Genomic DNA, 15,912 nt, shown 5'->3' on the forward strand with positions numbered 1-15,912 from the left:
GGAGGTGCGGGACGGGGCCGGGTGTGCGGGACGGGTCAGCTGGTCGCCGCGAGCCGCTTGGCGATCTTCCGGGCGTCCAGGGCGATTTCGCGGAGCATGCCGCTCAGCGGGTTGGTGAACCCGGTGAAGTACAGCCCGGGTGCCTGCTTCGGCGTCCGGCCGCCGCGCACCACCGGGCGCCCCTGGGCGTCGAGTACGCCGAGGTGACCGACCAGCCCCTCCAGGGACCGGTGGTACCCGGTCGCCGCGATCACCACGTCCGGTGTGATCCGGCTGCCGTCCGCCAGTACCACGGCGTCGCCCTCGAAGGAGTCGACCGCGCCCACCGGCTCCACCCGGCCGCCCCGTACCGCCTTGATCAGGCCCACGTCCTGGACCGGGATGGCGCCTTCGGTCACCCGGGAGTACAGGCCCGTCCGGGGCCTCGGAAGGCCGTGCGCGGCGAGGTCCGGTACGGCGACCCGGCACATCAGGCCCGCCGCCCCGTCGACGAGGCGGACCGGCAGCCTGCGGGCGAGGATGCCGGTCGCCTGGGCCGGCCAGCCCGCCGTGGAGCGGCGCACGATGTGCGGGACGGTGCGGACCGCGAGCCGTACCCGGGAGGCGCCGCCCTCCACCAGGTCCACCGCTATCTCGGCCCCGGTGTTGCCGACGCCGACGACGAGGACGTCCTTGCCCGCGTACGGGGCGGGTGCGTGGTACGCCGACGCGTGCGCCAGCTCCCCGGTGAAGGTGTCGCGGCCGGGCCACTCGGGGACGCGCGGGGTGTGGTTGTGGCCGGTGGCCACCACGACGGCCCGCCCGGTCAGCTCGCGCCCGCCCGACGCGCTGAGCCGCCAGAGACCGTCGACGGGGTCGATGCGGGAGACCTCGACGCCGGTCACGACCTCCAGTTCGTGATGGTCGGCGTACTTCTCCAGGTAGCGCACCACGTCGTCCCGGGACACCCACCGCCCGAAGGAGCGCGGCATCGGGAGCCCCGGCAGCGCGGACCAGCGGCGGGTGGTGTGGAGGTGCAGCCGGTCGTAGTGGCGGCGCCAGGAGGCCCCGACGCTCCCGGACTTCTCCAGCACGATGGCCCGTACGCCCCGTTCGCGCAACGCGGCGGCGGTCGCGAGACCACCCGGGCCGCCCCCGACGACGTAGACGGGCTGACTCCCGGTCATGCCGGTCGAGGAGGCGGAGGAGGAGCGGGCTATGTCGGGCATGGTTCCTGAGCGTAGTCGTGCGCTCACTTGATGGGTCTCGGACAAGCTGGGAAATCGGTTGCGAATTGATCACGGCACGGGGGCGGGTGCGGGGCGCGTCATGAACCGGCCCGCGACCGCCCCCTCCCGGGAGCGTGTCCTATCGGCTCCGCCACGGGGTCGGCCGATGCCACCCGGTGGAGTACGGATCGCCTGATTCCCCTTTCACCGTGATCGCGTTCCCCGCGATCGCGGCAGGACCGTCCGGACTCGCCGGGTCCTCGATCGACGCCTCGCTTTTTCCGGGGAAAGGAATGCCGTCGGCGACGGCTCTTCCCGCTCCACCGGCCGCCATGACGATCAATACCGCCGCCGTTCCCCAGCGAAGTCGGTCGCGCGTGCGGCACTTCATCGGAATCCCCCCGTCGTCGTCCGTCTTATGAGCATGACGCGATCGGACGGAATGGGCTACGGAGAGTGATCCGGCTCTCTCCTCTCCGGAAGGAGCAACCATGTGTATGGGCAAGGCGGTTCGGTGCGTTCCCGCTCTCCGTCCCGGAACGGACCGCGCCGGAAAGCGATCCGCCGCCGGGGGATCACAGGCCGCCGCTCATACGTCGTACGTGTACAGCTCGGCGTTGATCGAGCTTCCCTTACCGGTCCGTCGAGCTGTGAACTTCGCAATTCCTGGAGCCTGGCCGGACGGCATGTCCTGGGGACGACCGGGCCGCCGCACGCCGTCGCGCCGGGCGCCGCCGGTCCCGCCCCTGCGAGGAGCGGCGCCCCGCGCGCTCTCACAGCCCCGGCGCGCCCCAGACCGGGAACCAGCGGGACAGGTCCTTCTCGATCCGCAGGTCGTCCCCCAGGACCGCCCTGACCTGGAGTTCGCGCTCGTTGTCACGTTTCTCGACGTCACCGGGCAGCGGCGCGAAGGGGTAGAACGTGCCGCGCTTGTAGAGGTAGACCAGCGCCAGTGCCCGCTGTTCGGCGTCGCGGAAGCCGATCAGCGAGCAGAGCAGGTGAGGGCCGTAACCGCCGTCCTGGAGCAGGGTGTTCACCGCGTGCAGGTCGTTGACCAGCCCGGCCGTGTCCTCGGGGGGCTGGCTGGCCAGCAGCCAGGTGTAGCCGTACGAGTCCTGGCTGAACTCCACCGGGACGCCGCCCCGGCCGGTGTCCGCGTCGAGGAGTTCCCGTACGTCCTGCTGGACGCGCGCGAAGCCGCCGCCCTCCACGCCCGCGAAGCACACCGACCCCAGACCGGTCGGGGTGAAGCCCGCGCCCGCCTGGAGGGTGAGGGCGGCGGACGGCACGGCGAAGAGCTGGTCGAGGTCGGGGCGGACCGGTTTGCTGCGGCCGAGGATGGTGTCGAGAAGGCCCACGGGGGCTCCTTACGTGCGGGGACCGGCCGGCCCGCGCGGTGCGGCTCGGGGGCCGGGCGGGCTCACGGGCGGGACAGGTCGGCGGAGATGCGCGCGAGCTGGTCGAGGCGCTGTTCGAGGGTCGGGTGCGAGGAGAGCAGTCGGCTCAGGCTCTCCTTGGAGGAGAAGGCGGGCACGAAGTAGAAGGCGTTGTACGGCTCCGCCTTCCGCAGGTCCTCCGTCGGTATCCGGGACATCTGGCCGCTCACCTTCGTCAACGCGGAGGCGAGCGCGGACGGACGCCCGGTGAGGAGGGCGGCGGTGCGGTCGGCGGAGAGCTCGCGGTAGCGCGACAGCAGCCGGGTGAGCAGGAAGCTCAGCGCGTACACCACCGCGCTGATCAGCGGGATCAGCATGATCGCGATGCCGATGGGGTCGTTGTTGCGGTTGCTGCGCGACAGGCCGCCCCAGAGGGCGACCCGGGTGATGATCCCCGCCAGCACCCCCAGGAACGAGGCGATCGTCATGACGGCCACATCGCGGTGGGCGACGTGCGACATCTCGTGGGCGAGGACGCCCTCCAGTTCCTCGGGCTCCAGTCTGCGCAGCAGACCGGTGGTGGCGCAGACGAGGGCGGTGCGTTCGCTGCGGCCGGTGGCGAAGGCGTTCGGCACATCGCTCTGTGAGATCGCCACCCGTGGCTTCGGCATGTCGGCCAGGGCGCAGATCCGGTCGATGGCGCCGTGCAGTTCCGGGGCCTCCTCGGGCGTGACCTCACGGGCGCCCATCCCGAAGGCGGCGATGCGGTCGCTGAACCAGAACTGCGCGATGAAGATTCCGCCGGTGATGACGAGAATGATCGGCCAGGACCCGCGCAGCACCGCCAGGAGTACGCCCACCAGCACCACGTACAACAGTCCGATCAGGAACATGGTCGTCACCATGCGCGTGGTGAGACCTCTGTCCTGGGCATAGCGGGTACGGGTTCGTGCCATGGTCTCCTCCAGTCACCCCCGGTCGTCGCTGCTTCCCGCTCCGTGATCCACCGCTCGCGACCGCCTCCGCTCCTTCTTCCGTCGTCTCTCCACCTTCCCTCCATCTTGCTCCTCTTTCCCGTTCGAACCGGATAAAGCGGGTGCGAGGCCGGGGGAGGGGGTGAGGGGCGGGGCGCGAGGGGCGCGGGGATGCCGGGCCGGGCGGGCGCGGATGCCGGGCCGGGCGGGCAGGCGGGCATGAGACGGGCGGGCCCATGAGATACGCCGACGGCGGACCACAGGGGTGTGGTCCGCCGTCGGCGAGACAGGACGTGGGTGTGAGGGTGGGGGGCCCGGGCGGGCGTACGGCCCCGGGGCGCGCGGTGGGTGTCCGGGGTGGGGCCTACTTCGCCGGCTTCTTGCCGGTGATGCCCAGATGCACCAACAGGGCGAGATTGGGGCGGAGTTCGTTCTGCTTTACGCCCCAGGTGGAGAAGCCCTTCTGATGCGAGGCGACCGCGGCCAGCATCGCGACCAGGGAACCCGCCATCGCCGCGGGGCTGACGTCCTTGTCCACCTTGCCCTTGGCCTGGAGGTCCTTCACCGCGTCGGTGAGGGAGCCGGTGACCGAGTTGAGGATCTTCATACGGATCTTGTAGAACCGTTTGTCGCCCTCGGCCGCGCCCAGATCGATCACCCGGAGGATCGCGTCGTTGCGCCGCCAGAAGTCGAGGAATCCGTCGACGAGTTCTTCCGCCGTGACGCGGCCCGCCTTGCCGACCCAGGAGCGTCCGGCGACCAGTTCGGTCAGTCCGGTCCCTTCCTTGGCCATTTCCTCGGCGATTTCGAGAACAGCGCCCTCCACATCGGGGAAGTACTGGTAGAAGGTCGCGGGTGAAGTCCCCGCCTTCCGGGCCACGTCGATGACTTTGACGTCCCGGTAGGGCGAGGAGCTGAGCATCTCGCTGAGGCAGTCGAGCAGCTTCTGCCGAGTCGCCTGACCGCGTCGACCGGCCACGCGGCCATCGACGGTGCGTACTTGTCCTGTCATGCCGTCAGCTTACCGAGGGGTGATCGGAGCGCGATTCGGCCGACTGCAAATGGGGAACGCCGCCGGAATTCAACGGGTCGGAACGGCATCCGCCGGTACTCCGAAGGGTGCGCCGGGAATTCACCGGGGGATTGCGGATGGTGTCACTCGTGGTGTTCGCCGGGTTTCGTTCCGGAGTGGGGGAGGGGCGGGAAAGGCGCGTCGGGCGCTCGGCCGGATGCTGTCACCGGAAGGCCTCCGCAGGGCGGAAGGGAAAGTGTTATCAACAGCCTGTGGACAAGATCCGTGGACAACTTCTGTCCGCCCTCGCCCGTGAAGCATCCACGTGGTGCCCGAGAGTGACCGCGTGTGTCCCGATAGCGTCGCAAACGTTTCATATCGCCCGCCGAGGCGCGCCGCCCGGCCCTCAAGGTTACGTTGGGTGTGACGGGCGTCACCGCCAGGGGCAGCTCTCAGGGAAGGACCCGGATTCCATGGCCGCATTCGCGCGGTCCGCGCCGTGCTGGGCGGATGTGCAGCTCCCCGACCTCGAAGCGGGCAAACGTTTCTACGGTGGCCTCTTCGGGTGGACCTTCCGGCAGGGCGAGGGCCCCTACGCCGACGCGCACGGCCGGGGCGACGGCAAGCTGGTCGCCGCGCTCGCCGCCAAACGGGACGGCAGACTGCCGACCGCCTGGGGCATCTACTTCGCCACCGACGACATCGCCGACTCCGTCGGCCGGATCAGGGCGGCGGGCGGCCAGGTGATCACCGAGCCGGTGCGCGCCGGGCGGGCCGGGGTGCTCGCCCAGGCGGCAGATCCCGGCGGCGCGGTCTTCGGACTCTGGCAGGCCGGGGAGCGCGAGGGTTTCGAGAAGCAGAACGAGCCCGGCTCCTTCTGCTGGACCGAGGTCTACACCCGGCAGAAGGACCGCGTGGACCCCTTCTACGAGCAGGTCTTCGACTTCCGCTCCACCGACCTCGACGCGCGGGACACGGCAGACCCCGGCGGCGGGGTGGGCATCGACTTCCGCATGTGGTCCCCGGCGGGCACCGAACCCGGCCCGGACACCGCGGTCGGCGGGCGCGGTGTCATCACCGACGCCTTCCCCGCCGAGATGCCCAGCTACTTCCTCACCTACTTCGCCGTCGCCGACTGCGACGCCGCTGCCGAGAGCGCGGTCCGGCTCGGCGGCCGGGTCACCGCGCGCCCCTTCGACATCCCGCACGGCCGGATGGCGGTGCTCCACGACGACCAGGGCGCCTTCTTCGCCGTACTCCAGCCCCCGGCGTCCTGAGGGCGGGCAGCGGCCTCCTCCGCGACCGGGAGTGGATCAGCGAGCGGAGTCGCGGAACGGCTGGAGCCCGCTCCCTGTCGGGAGCGAGCGGATTCGGGGAACGCCTGGAGCCCGCTCCCTGTCGTGGGGGAGGCCGATAGTGACGGAAGTGGTGTGAGACACCCCGGTTCGCCCCCGGGTTCGCAACCAGGGACTTCGCCAGGAACAATCGGGGTGCGCACCGCCAGGTGGTGCCCAGTGGTGAGACGCTGCACATGGCGGTATTTGGCGGACTTCTGTTCCTGGGGTCCGTACGGGGAGGTGGCAGGCAAGTGGAGCAGCTGACGCAGCACGACCCGAGGCGGATCGGCCCGTTCGAGGTGCTGGCACGACTCGGAGCCGGTGGCATGGGCCTGGTCTATCTGGCCCGCTCGGCGTCCGGCCGACGGGTGGCGATCAAGACCGTGCGTACGGAACTCGCCGAGGACCAGCTGTTCCGGGTGCGCTTCACGCGCGAGGTGGAGGCCGCCCGCGCGGTCAGCGGCTTCTACACGGCCGCCGTGGTCGACGCCGATCCGCGCGCCGCCGTGCCCTGGCTCGCCACCGCCTACGTGCCCGCCCCCTCGCTCGAAGAGATCGTGAACGAGTGCGGCCCGATGCCCACGCAGGCGGTCCGCTGGCTGGCGGCCGGTATCGCCGAGGCCCTTCAGTCCATCCACGGCGCCGGGCTGGTCCACCGCGACCTCAAGCCGTCGAACGTCCTGGTGGTCGAGGACGGTCCGCGCGTCATCGACTTCGGCATCGCGTCCGGCGTCTCCAACACCCGGCTGACCATGACGAACGTCGCCGTCGGCACCCCCGCCTACATGTCGCCCGAGCAGGCGCGCGACTCGCGCAGCGTGACGGGCGCCAGCGATGTGTTCTCGCTGGCGTCGACGCTGGTGTTCGCCGCGACCGGCCACGCGCCGTTCCACGGCGCCAACCCGGTCGAGACGGTCTTCATGCTGCTGCGCGAGGGCCCCGACACGGAGGGCATGCCCGAGGACCTGCGCCCGCTGATCGAGTCCTGCATGCTCATGGACGCCACCCAGCGGCCCACCCCCGCCGATCTCCAGGCCCAGCTCGCCCCGCACCTCTTCGGATCGGGAAGCGACGACAGCGGCACGGCGTCGGCCTGGCTGCCGCTGAGCGCCACCGCGATGATCGAACGCCGCCGGGGCGGAGGCCGCGCGGCCGTACCCGCCCCCGTGGCCGTACCGCCGCCTCCCTCCCGGCCGCCGCTGGTCGTCCCCGACTGGGACGGAGGCGCGGGCGGCAGGCACGGCGGCTCCGACCTCCGCTCGCCCTCGCCGGGCCGGGCACCCTCGCTCGACGGCGGCGGTCCGGTCCGGCTGCCCGGCGCCAAGGTGCCCATCGGCCCCGGCCCCCGGGCGGCCGACATGCGCGCCGCGGCCACCCCCGACACCGGTCCCGCCACCGGCTGGGTGCGCCCGCCCGCCGGGGCGGACGGCACCCGGCACCCGGCCGCGACCACCCCGATGCCGGCGCCCGCCCCCGTCCCCTCCCCGGCTCCTGCCCAGCGGACGGCCGCCCCGGACCGCTGGCGCCCGTGGCGGTTCCGGATGTCCAACGACGTCTGGGGCACCCCCGTCGTCGTGGGCGACCTGCTGTACGTGACGTCGTTCGAGGTGCACGCGCTGGACGTCGGAAACGGGCGGCGTCAGTTCAAGACCCGCGACGTCGCCTGGTCGATGGCCGTCGACGGCGGTCGCATCCACGCCTCCGACGGCCCGTCCCTGTACGCCCTCGACGCGCTCACCGGCGCCGAACGCTGGCGGCTCCGGACCGACGCCTGGGTGTACGCGCTCCGGGCCGACCGGGGCACCGTCGTCACCGCCACCCGGGGCGGCGGCGTCCAGGCGTGGGAGGCGTCCAGCGGCGAGAAGCTGTGGGAGACGACCGGCGCCCAGACCGACTTCGAGACGGCGGAGGCCGGACCCACCGTCCACGAGGGCACGGTGTACGTGTGGCAGGACGCCCGGCTGCGCGCCCTCGACGCGCGTACCGGCATCGAGGGCTGGTCGTACCCCATCGGCGACGCGGCCTCCTGCGGGGGAGTGCCCGTCCGGGTCACCCCCGCCCCGGACGGCTGTGTGTACGTCTGTGCGGGGACCCGTGTCCTCGCCGTCGACACCGCGTCCGGCCGGGTGCGCTGGCACTTCGAGGCACCCGCCGTCTTCCTCTCGCCGCCCGCCTTCGCGCCGGGTCCCGCCGTCACGGGCGGCGGGGTCTACCTCGCCGACTACCTCGGCACGGTGTACGCGCTCGACGCGGCGACCGGCAAGGACCGCTGGCGCATCGCCACCGAGGCCCGCCAGTCCGTCGAACCGGTCCTGGTCGCCATGGGCAACGTCCACGTCGGCAGCGGCTGCGCGCTCTACACCCTGGACGCGGTCACCGGCACCCCGAAGTGGCGGTTCGCGGCGGGCGGCGAGGTGGTGGGCGCCCCGGTCGTCGCGGACGGCCGGGTGCACTTCGGCTCCGCCGACCACGTGCTGTACACGCTGGACGCGGCGGGCGGCCAACTGCGCTGGAAGCTCGCCACGGGCGGTGAGATCACCGGATCACCGGTCGCACGGGCCGGGGTCGTGTACGCGTGCAGCAAGGACCGTTGCGTGTACGCGCTGGACGCGCTGAAGGGGACGGGCACGGGGAACCGGGCCCACACGTAGGGCCCGCGCTCCCCCCTCGGCCCGATCCCCTCGACCCCATCCCCTGGGTCCGGTCTTGGCCCGGTCCCCGGCGGCCCAGACGGTCAGACCCGGTCCGGACCGCCCGGCCCCCGCCGGTCGTCCGGGCCCCGGTCCGGTTCCGCCGGACCCGCCGCCCCGGTCGTACCCGCCGCACCGGCCGCGCCGGTCGGGCCCTCCGGTTCCGTCCACGGATAGGGGTCCGTCTCGGGCTCCGGATACGGGCTCGTCTGCATCGAGGGCCCCGGCTCACGCGTCGGCGGCCACACGTCCGGGTCGTCAGGACCGGGATACGGCTCCGGCTGCCGGTCGGCAGTCCCCGTACCGCCACGGCCGTGACCGGCGCCGCGCCCCCGTACCGCCCGGCGCCCCGACATCAGTGCCGCGCCCAGCAGGAGCAGCACCCCGCCGGCCGCCGCGCTCGCCACGCCCGTCCGGAGCCCCGAATCGTCGGGACCGACGGACAGACTGCCCGCCGCCTGGCCCTGACGCACCATCCACAGCACCGTGAAGGCCAGCACGATCACACCCGCGATCACCACCAGCAGGCGTGACCGCAACAGCACCCCGGCCAGCGTCACCACCGCGGCGACGATGAACGGCAGCAGGATCGAGACCATCACCCCGGAGTGCGCGTGGGTGATGCCGGTGCCGGTGAACAGGTCGGACACCCGGTAGTCACGGCCGAGCCGGCCGTCGTACCAGTACCGGAAGGGACTCACCACGGCCCCCGCCGCTCCGATCAGAGCGACGATCGAGCCGAGAACATTGCGGATCATCAGGCCTCCTGCGTCGGCCCCTGAGTGCGGACCGGCATATAAGCGGATCAACGCGGCTCTCCGAACGACGCTACGCCCGACGAGTGACCCCCGCCACCAGACACCGTCCGACCCGGGCCGGGGGCGCCGGACGGAGTGTGCGCTACGGTGTCGCGCGTTCGTTCGGCAGCAAGGCCGACATCGGACAACGACGTCAACAGCAGGGGGGCTGCGTCAATGATGCGGCGACGTATGAGGTTCGCGGGAGTTCTGCTCGTGGTGGTGCTCGCGCTCACCGGATTCCAGACCTCGTCACACAGCGGCAAGAGCCGCGGTGGCAAGAGCCGCAGCGGCAGCGGCAGGAGCACCAGCAAGCACAAGGGGTCGAGCGGCAGCAGCGGTGGTGGCTGCTCCAACTCGAAGAAGAACAACAGCGACTACCACGGCCACGGCACCGACAACTACGGTTCCACCGGCGGTGGTACGAGCGGTGGCACCACCAGCGGCACGATGTCCGACACCACGGAGACGGCCGGCCCGGAGCCCGAGACCTCCGTCGTGGACTGTGTGAGCCCCGGCAAGGGCAGGCGCAAGGCGGACACCACGTCCACCGTCCGGCTCACCGCCCGCGGGACGGGCTCGCACACGTACGAGGTCGACGTCACCTTCCTCGACGCCCACGGCGTCTACGTCGACAGCGGCGAGGCGGAGGTGCGGCTGGACGGCGGCGACACCAGAACCCTCTCGGTGCGGATGGACAGCCCGTCGCGGGTGTCCCGGGTGAAGAAGTGCGCGGTCACGGCCACGTACGTCTCCTGAGGCGCGTCCCCGGTACCGATCGGTCGCGTACGTCTCCTGACCCGTGTCCCCCGACACGGGTCAGGAGACGTACGCCGGTCCGCGCCTCCGCCCCCGTGGCCCGGCCGCACGGACGTCCGTGCGCGGGCCCGGAAGCGCGGCGGCCGCGACGGCTCCCCCTCCGCGCCGCCGTGGCCGTTCCCCGCCCCCCGTCAGAAAGGTCTACAGAGCTTCGCCACCGGTCATGTGGCTGTCCTGGGTCTTGAGCACGGGCTCACCGGTCATATGACTGTCCAGCGGCTTCACGTCGAACTTCGGCTTCCCCGGCAGCGGCGTGCCCACCGGCAGCGGCTGCTCCACCGGCTGGCCCGTCATGTGGCTGTCCTGGGGCGTGACGTCTCCGACGGTCCCCGTCTTCGGTGCGGGCACCTGTATCTTCTCGTCGCTGCTCATATGCGGAACTCCGTTGCTCGGTGCGTGCTGGTCGGCGTAGCCCGTCCGGCTGCTCCCCCGTTGGCCGCCGGACGGGCCCCTCGGAGCCGTTCACCTTAGTGCGCGGCCTCGCGGTCGACTCGTCTGCCCCCCGACGCGACGCATCGACTGACAGAAGAGTGCACCGACGCGATAAACGAACGATGAACGTCCTCTCAGCGCCCGGTCCACCACCCGGCTCGGCGCCCCGGTCCACCACCCGGCTCGGCGCTTCGACCGGCGCCCAGCGCTTCGGTCCAGCGCTTCGGTCCAGCGCCTCGGTCCAGCGCCTCGGTCCAGCGCCTCGGCTCAGCGCCTCGGCTCAGCGCCCCGGCGCCATCGCCGTCGGCGGCGCCGACGCGAGCAGCCGGCGCACGGTCTCCGCCTCCGCGGACTTCAGCCGCTCGAAGATCGCCAGCGCGTCCCGCCAGCACACGCCGGCCCGGTCGCCCTGGCTGATGCCCTGGAGCGCCTTGCCCAGCACGGTGAGCACGTTGGCCCGCCGCCACTCCCCGCCGATGTGCAGCAGCACGGCCAGGGCCTGCTCCGCGTGGGCGGCGGCCAGCGCCGGCTGGTGGACGGTGAGGTGGATCTCGGCCAGCCGGAAGAGGGTCATCCCCTCCCACAGCCGCTGACGGCTCTCACGGAACACGGTCAGCGCCTCGGAGAGCCGGTCCTGGGCCTCGTCCTGCCGCCCCGCGCGGGACAGCGCGAGCCCGAGCGCGTAGCGGCCGTTGGCCAGACGCAGGGTCAGGCCCATCCGGTTGTAGAGGGCGACGCCCCGCTCGGCGAGGCCGACGGCGCTCGTGGTCCGGCCGATGGCCAGGTGCACCCGGGACAGATTGCAGAGGGCGCTGGCCTCGCCCGGCCGGTTGTCGTCGGCGCGGAACGCGGCGATGGTCTGCTGGAGATAGCTCTCGGCGGCGTCGAGCTGGTTGCGGTAACCGGCGATGATCCCGCGCTCGTTCGGCGCGTTGCAGCTCGTCCACGGGTCCTCGGCCTCCGGGGTGAGCAGCATCGCCCGGCGCGCCTCGTCGTCCGCCTGGTCGAAGCGCCCCGCCGTGGAGTGCACCTGGGCGAGTGTCGTGCGGGCGCGCGCCTCCGAGCGGGGGTCGCCCGCGGTGGCCGCCGCGTCCCGCACGGCGGTGGCCGCGGTCTCGAACTGCCGTGAGTTGGCGCCCGATTCCGCCAGGTCCTTGGCCGCGAGCAGCAGGTCCACCGCGCGTCGGAGGGTGCTCGCCGTGAGGGACTGCTGGACGCAGGCGAGCAGGCAGTTGGCCTCCGAGTAGAGCCAGTCGAGCGCCTGGCCGTGCTCGGCGAACGAAAGGCCCGGGTACGCGGTCGGCTCCAGATGGTCCACCGTGCGGTCGCCCGGCCGCTCGATCGCGTACACCCCGGCCGCGGTGGCGAGGTAGAAGTCCAGCAGCCGAGAGAGCGCCGACTCCCGTCCCTGGACCGGGTCCTCGTCACGTTCCGCGCAGGAACGGGCGTAGAGGCGGACCAGGTCGTGGTAGCGGTAGCGGCCGGGGGCCGCCGATTCCAGCAGGCTCGTGTCGATGAGCGCTTCGAGCAGGTCCTCGGCCTCCTGCGGTGCCAGGTCCAGCAGGGCCGCGGCGGCGGCCAAAGAGATGTCCGGCCCGTCCGCCAGGCCCAGCAGACGGAAGGCGCGGGCCTGCCCGGGCTCCAACTGGCCGTATCCCAGCTCGAAGGTGGCCTTGACCGCGAGGTCGCCCGCCTGGAGCTCGTCGAGCCTGCGGCGCTCGTCGGCGAGCTTCGCGGCCAGCACCGACACCGTCCAGGTGCGGCGGGCGGCCAGCCGGGAGGCGGCGATCCGGATGGCCAGCGGAAGGAAGCCGCAGGCGGCCACCACGTCGAGGGCCGCCTCGCGTTCGGAGTTGACCCGCTCGGTGCCGACGATCCGGGTGAACAGCTGAAGGGCCTCGTCGGGGGACATGACGTCCAGGTCGATGAGGTGCGCGCCGGCCAGGTCGACCATCCGGACCCGGCTGGTGACCAGGGCCGCGCAGCCCGCCGTGCCGGGCAGCAGCGGGCGGATCTGGGCCGCGTCGTGGGCGTTGTCCAGGAGGACCAGGATGCGGCGGCCGTCCAGGGTGGAGCGGTAGAGGGCGGCGCGTTCGTCGAGGGTTTCCGGGATCGCCGACTCCGCGGTGCCCAGGGCCCGCAGGAACGAGCCGAGCACGGTCTCCGGTTCGGCGGCCCGCGCCCCCGCGCCCTGGAGGTCCACGTACAACTGCCCGTCGGGGAAGTGCGGTCGGGCCTGGTGGGCGACGTGCACGGCCAGGGTCGTCTTGCCGACCCCGCCTATGCCGGCCAGCGCGGACACGGCCATCACGGAGGTCTCGGCGGCGGCGAGCCGGGCGCCCAGCTCGCGCACGACGGACGAGCGCCCGGTGAAGTCGGGCACGGTGGCGGGCAGTTGGGCCGGGCGGACCGGGGCCGGCGCGCTGTCCTCGGGATCGCCCGCGCGGGCCAGTCCCTCGTCGGCCTGGAGGATGCGCTGCTGGAGCTGGGCGAGCCCGGGGCGCGGATCGACGCCCAGCTCGTCGGCGAGCAGCCTGCGGGTGTCCGCGTACACCGCCAGCGCCTCCGCCTGCCGTCCGCTGCGGTAGAGCGCCACCATCAGCAGCTCCCGCAGCCGCTCCCGGAGCGGGTGCGCGGCGGTGAGCGCGGTCAGCTCGGACACGGCCTCCGCGTGCTGGCCGACCTCCAGGTCCAGGTCCAGGCGCGTCTCGGTCAGCTGGAGGCGCCACTCCGCGAGCCGGGTCCGCTGGTTCTCCGCGTACGGGCCCGGTACGGAGGCCAGCGGCTCACCGGCCCACAGCCCCAGCGATTCGTCGATCAGCGCACGGGCCCGCTCCCGGTCCCCGCGCGTCCGCGCCTTCTCCGCCTCGGCCGCCAGCTCCTGCGCGTGTACGAGGTCCAGGGCCGCCGCGTCCCGGCCGACCCGGATCGCGTACCCGCCCGACTCGCTGACCAGGGTGTCCGGATCGAGCACCTTCCGGAGCCGGGAGGCGTACGTCCGTACGGCGGCGAGCGCCTGGGACGGTGGCTCCTCGCCCCAGATGGCGTCGATGAGTTCGGAGGCGGTCGCCGTGCGGCCGTCCCGCAGCAGCAGCGCGGCCAGCAGCGCCCGCTGCTGCGGCGAACCGGACGGCAGGGCCTCGTCGCCGCGCCACGCCCGCACCGGCCCGAGCACGGCGAAGCGCAGCCCGGCGCCGGCCGTCGGTCGCGGGGCCCGTTGCCCCGGAACACGCGTGCTCGGCCCGGTGTCACGGTCCATTGCTGCCCCCTGTCCTGCTCCTGCGCGCCACTCCCGCACGGGCCGTGCGGTCCGCACGGCGTCGTACGCCCACCGCTGTGTTCCCTGCTCCGTGCCGGCCCCGGCCGCTCGCCGCCGGGCGCGCGTACGCCCGGATGGTGCGGCGGCACTTGGTATGGCGCTCAACAGTCTGCCTTGTTCCGGGTGGACACGTCAGCAGCGGGTGACTCTCTGCACAAGCCCTCGACAAGGAACGGGGGCTCCGGACACCGGAAAAGGCAGGAGCCCCGTTCCCCGCCGAGGCGGAGGAGCGGGGCTCCTTGGGTACTGCAGCCGGCCGCGATCGGCCGACCCGGGCAACTAGGCCGGGGTGACGTTCTCAGCCTGGGGGCCCTTCGGACCCTGAGTGACGTCGAAGTTCACGACCTGGTTCTCCTCAAGGGAGCGGAACCCGGACGCGTTGATCGCGGAGTAGTGGACGAAGACATCCGGGCCGCCGCCGTCCTGGGCGATGAAGCCGAAGCCCTTTTCAGCGTTGAACCACTTGACGGTTCCGGTAGCCATAAGCCCTCCTTGGGCCAAAGGGTTGCCCTGCTCCAGAACCTGCAAAGAAGTCTGAAAACTACAAAAGCCTGCGGGTTACATGCTCCGCAGGCTCTGTACTGCAAGGGAAACCAAACTGCAACTTGCGGCGAGCCTAGCACGCAGGATGTGGGGAGCGGTAGAGGGAAAGATCACTTCACCCGAATGTTTGACAGCCCTGCCGATGGCCTGGGGAAGAAGGGCTCACGACGGCCTTCGGGGACCTCCCGGAGGGTGGCCCGCCCGCCAGGGATTACGGGACGGCCCGAAGGCCCCGATGGTGCCGGCCGGCCCGCGCGGGTCTAGCCTCGCGATGTGGACAATTCAACCGTCTTTACCGCACCAGGCGCCCAGGGCGACGACAGCCGCATCCGGCCGCGCGTGGGCCACATCCAGTTCCTGAACTGCCTCCCCCTGTACTGGGGCCTGGCACGGACCGGAACGCTGCTCGACCTGGAGCTGTCGAAGGACACCCCGGAAAAGCTCAGCGAGCAGCTCGTCCGCGGCGATCTCGACATCGCCCCCGTCACCCTGGTCGAGTTCCTGCGCAACGCCGACAAGCTCGTCGCGTTCCCCGACATCGCCGTCGGCTGCGACGGGCCCGTGATGTCGTGCGTCATCGTGTCCAAGGTGCCCCTCGACCGCCTGGACGGCGCCCGGGTCGCGCTCGGCTCGACCTCGCGGACCTCCGTACGGCTGGCCCAGCTGCTGCTCGCCGAGCGGTACGGGGTCGCCCCCGACTACTACAGCTGCCCGCCCGATCTCGGACTGATGATGCGCGAGGCGGACGCGGCCGTGCTGATCGGCGACGCCGCGCTGCGCGCCTCGCTGCACGACGCTCCCCGGCTCGGTCTCCAGGTCCACGACCTGGGGCTGATGTGGAAGGAGTGGACCGGACTGCCGTTCGTCTTCGCGGTCTGGGCGGCCCGCAAGGAGTACGCGGCCGACCACCCCGGGATGGTGCGGGAAGTGCACCGGGCGTTCCTCGCCTCCCGTGACCTGTCGCTGGAGGAGGTCACCAAGGTGGCGGAGCAGGCGGCGCGCTGGGAGGTCTTCGACGCGGAGGTGCTGGAGCGGTACTTCACCACGCTGGACTTCCGGTTCGGTCCCGATCAGCTCAGGGGCGTACGGGAGTTCGCGCGCCGGGTCGGTCCGACGACCGGATTCCCCGCGGACGCGGACGTGGAACTGCTCGCCGGCTGACCGCGGCGCCACGCGTCGGGGCGGGGTCCCGCGTACCGGCCGGGCAATAGGTGAATCCTGTACTTCCCGAGGCGAGTTGTGACGCCGGTGCATATGTTCGGTTCGGGTGTTCGGTACGTATGTTCTGTGCCGTTCATCGGCCTTCCGGTCCCATTCATCCGGCGCCGGTATCCTCCGGCCCGCTCCGGTGAATGCCGTGAATGCCCGCCCCGTCGGCGGTCGATTAGCGCACGGCCTCCGGAAC

12 protein-coding genes are annotated in these 15,912 nt (G+C 72.1%); 4 read left to right on the top strand and 8 right to left on the bottom strand.

From position 1 onward, the window contains the following. Positions 1-35 precede the first annotated feature (35 nt). From PZB75_RS19100 to PZB75_RS19115, 4 genes are all read right to left on the bottom strand, one after another. Entirely contained in the window at positions 36-1,208 is a 1,173-nt protein-coding gene (locus PZB75_RS19100; RefSeq protein ID WP_275536522.1) for an NAD(P)/FAD-dependent oxidoreductase, read from the bottom strand. A gap of 773 nt (positions 1,209-1,981) precedes the next feature. Continuing rightward, positions 1,982-2,566 (bottom strand): hypothetical protein, encoded by a 585-nt coding sequence (locus PZB75_RS19105; RefSeq protein WP_275536523.1) that lies wholly within the window; start codon positions 2,564-2,566, stop codon positions 1,982-1,984. Between the two features lie 62 nt (positions 2,567-2,628). After that, entirely contained in the window at positions 2,629-3,540 is a 912-nt protein-coding gene (gene htpX / locus PZB75_RS19110) for a zinc metalloprotease HtpX (protein WP_275536524.1), read from the bottom strand. Positions 3,541-3,922: 382 nt separating this feature from the next. Continuing rightward, a complete protein-coding gene (locus PZB75_RS19115) occupies positions 3,923-4,570 on the bottom strand; it encodes a TetR family transcriptional regulator (protein ID WP_275536525.1) in 648 nt (215 codons plus the stop codon). Positions 4,571-5,043: 473 nt separating this feature from the next. Between PZB75_RS19115 and PZB75_RS19120 the strand changes: the two genes are divergently transcribed. Beyond that, positions 5,044-5,847 carry a VOC family protein gene (locus PZB75_RS19120; RefSeq protein WP_275536526.1) on the top strand — a complete coding sequence of 268 codons (804 nt, stop codon included), beginning with the start codon at positions 5,044-5,046 and terminating at the stop codon, positions 5,845-5,847. Between the two features lie 311 nt (positions 5,848-6,158). After that, positions 6,159-8,558 carry a PQQ-binding-like beta-propeller repeat protein gene (locus PZB75_RS19125; RefSeq protein WP_275536527.1) on the top strand — a complete coding sequence of 800 codons (2,400 nt, stop codon included), beginning with the start codon at positions 6,159-6,161 and terminating at the stop codon, positions 8,556-8,558. Between the two features lie 83 nt (positions 8,559-8,641). On the opposite strand, the gene PZB75_RS19130 is transcribed toward PZB75_RS19125, so the two are convergent. Continuing rightward, positions 8,642-9,355 carry a procyclic acidic repetitive family protein gene (locus PZB75_RS19130; protein ID WP_275536528.1) on the bottom strand — a complete coding sequence of 238 codons (714 nt, stop codon included), beginning with the start codon at positions 9,353-9,355 and terminating at the stop codon, positions 8,642-8,644. 216 nt (positions 9,356-9,571) lie between these two features. Here PZB75_RS19130 and PZB75_RS19135 point away from each other — a divergent pair, with 216 nt between their 5' ends. After that, positions 9,572-10,153 carry a hypothetical protein gene (locus PZB75_RS19135; protein WP_275536529.1) on the top strand — a complete coding sequence of 194 codons (582 nt, stop codon included), beginning with the start codon at positions 9,572-9,574 and terminating at the stop codon, positions 10,151-10,153. A gap of 201 nt (positions 10,154-10,354) precedes the next feature. Here PZB75_RS19135 and PZB75_RS19140 read toward each other — a convergent pair whose 3' ends face one another. The 3 genes from PZB75_RS19140 to PZB75_RS19150 all read right to left on the bottom strand — a co-directional run bounded on the left by PZB75_RS19140 (position 10,355) and on the right by PZB75_RS19150 (position 14,447). Further along, the gene (locus PZB75_RS19140) at positions 10,355-10,585 is read right to left on the bottom strand and encodes a hypothetical protein (protein WP_275536530.1); all 231 of its coding nucleotides are present in this window, start codon (positions 10,583-10,585) and stop codon (positions 10,355-10,357) included. Positions 10,586-10,925: 340 nt separating this feature from the next. Continuing rightward, the gene (locus PZB75_RS19145; RefSeq protein ID WP_275536531.1) at positions 10,926-13,904 is read right to left on the bottom strand and encodes a BTAD domain-containing putative transcriptional regulator; all 2,979 of its coding nucleotides are present in this window, start codon (positions 13,902-13,904) and stop codon (positions 10,926-10,928) included. 339 nt (positions 13,905-14,243) lie between these two features. After that, complete coding sequence (locus tag PZB75_RS19150; RefSeq protein ID WP_003967102.1) at positions 14,244-14,447, bottom strand: cold-shock protein; 204 nt, start codon at positions 14,445-14,447, stop codon at positions 14,244-14,246. Between the two features lie 333 nt (positions 14,448-14,780). Between PZB75_RS19150 and PZB75_RS19155 the strand changes: the two genes are divergently transcribed. Next, on the top strand, positions 14,781-15,668 hold the full coding sequence (locus PZB75_RS19155) for a menaquinone biosynthesis protein (RefSeq protein ID WP_275536532.1): 888 nt from the start codon (positions 14,781-14,783) through the stop codon (positions 15,666-15,668). Positions 15,669-15,912 lie beyond the last annotated feature (244 nt).

The sequence above is a fragment of the Streptomyces sp. AM 4-1-1 genome (assembly GCF_029167625.1).
In the GTDB taxonomy this organism is placed as follows: domain Bacteria; phylum Actinomycetota; class Actinomycetes; order Streptomycetales; family Streptomycetaceae; genus Streptomyces.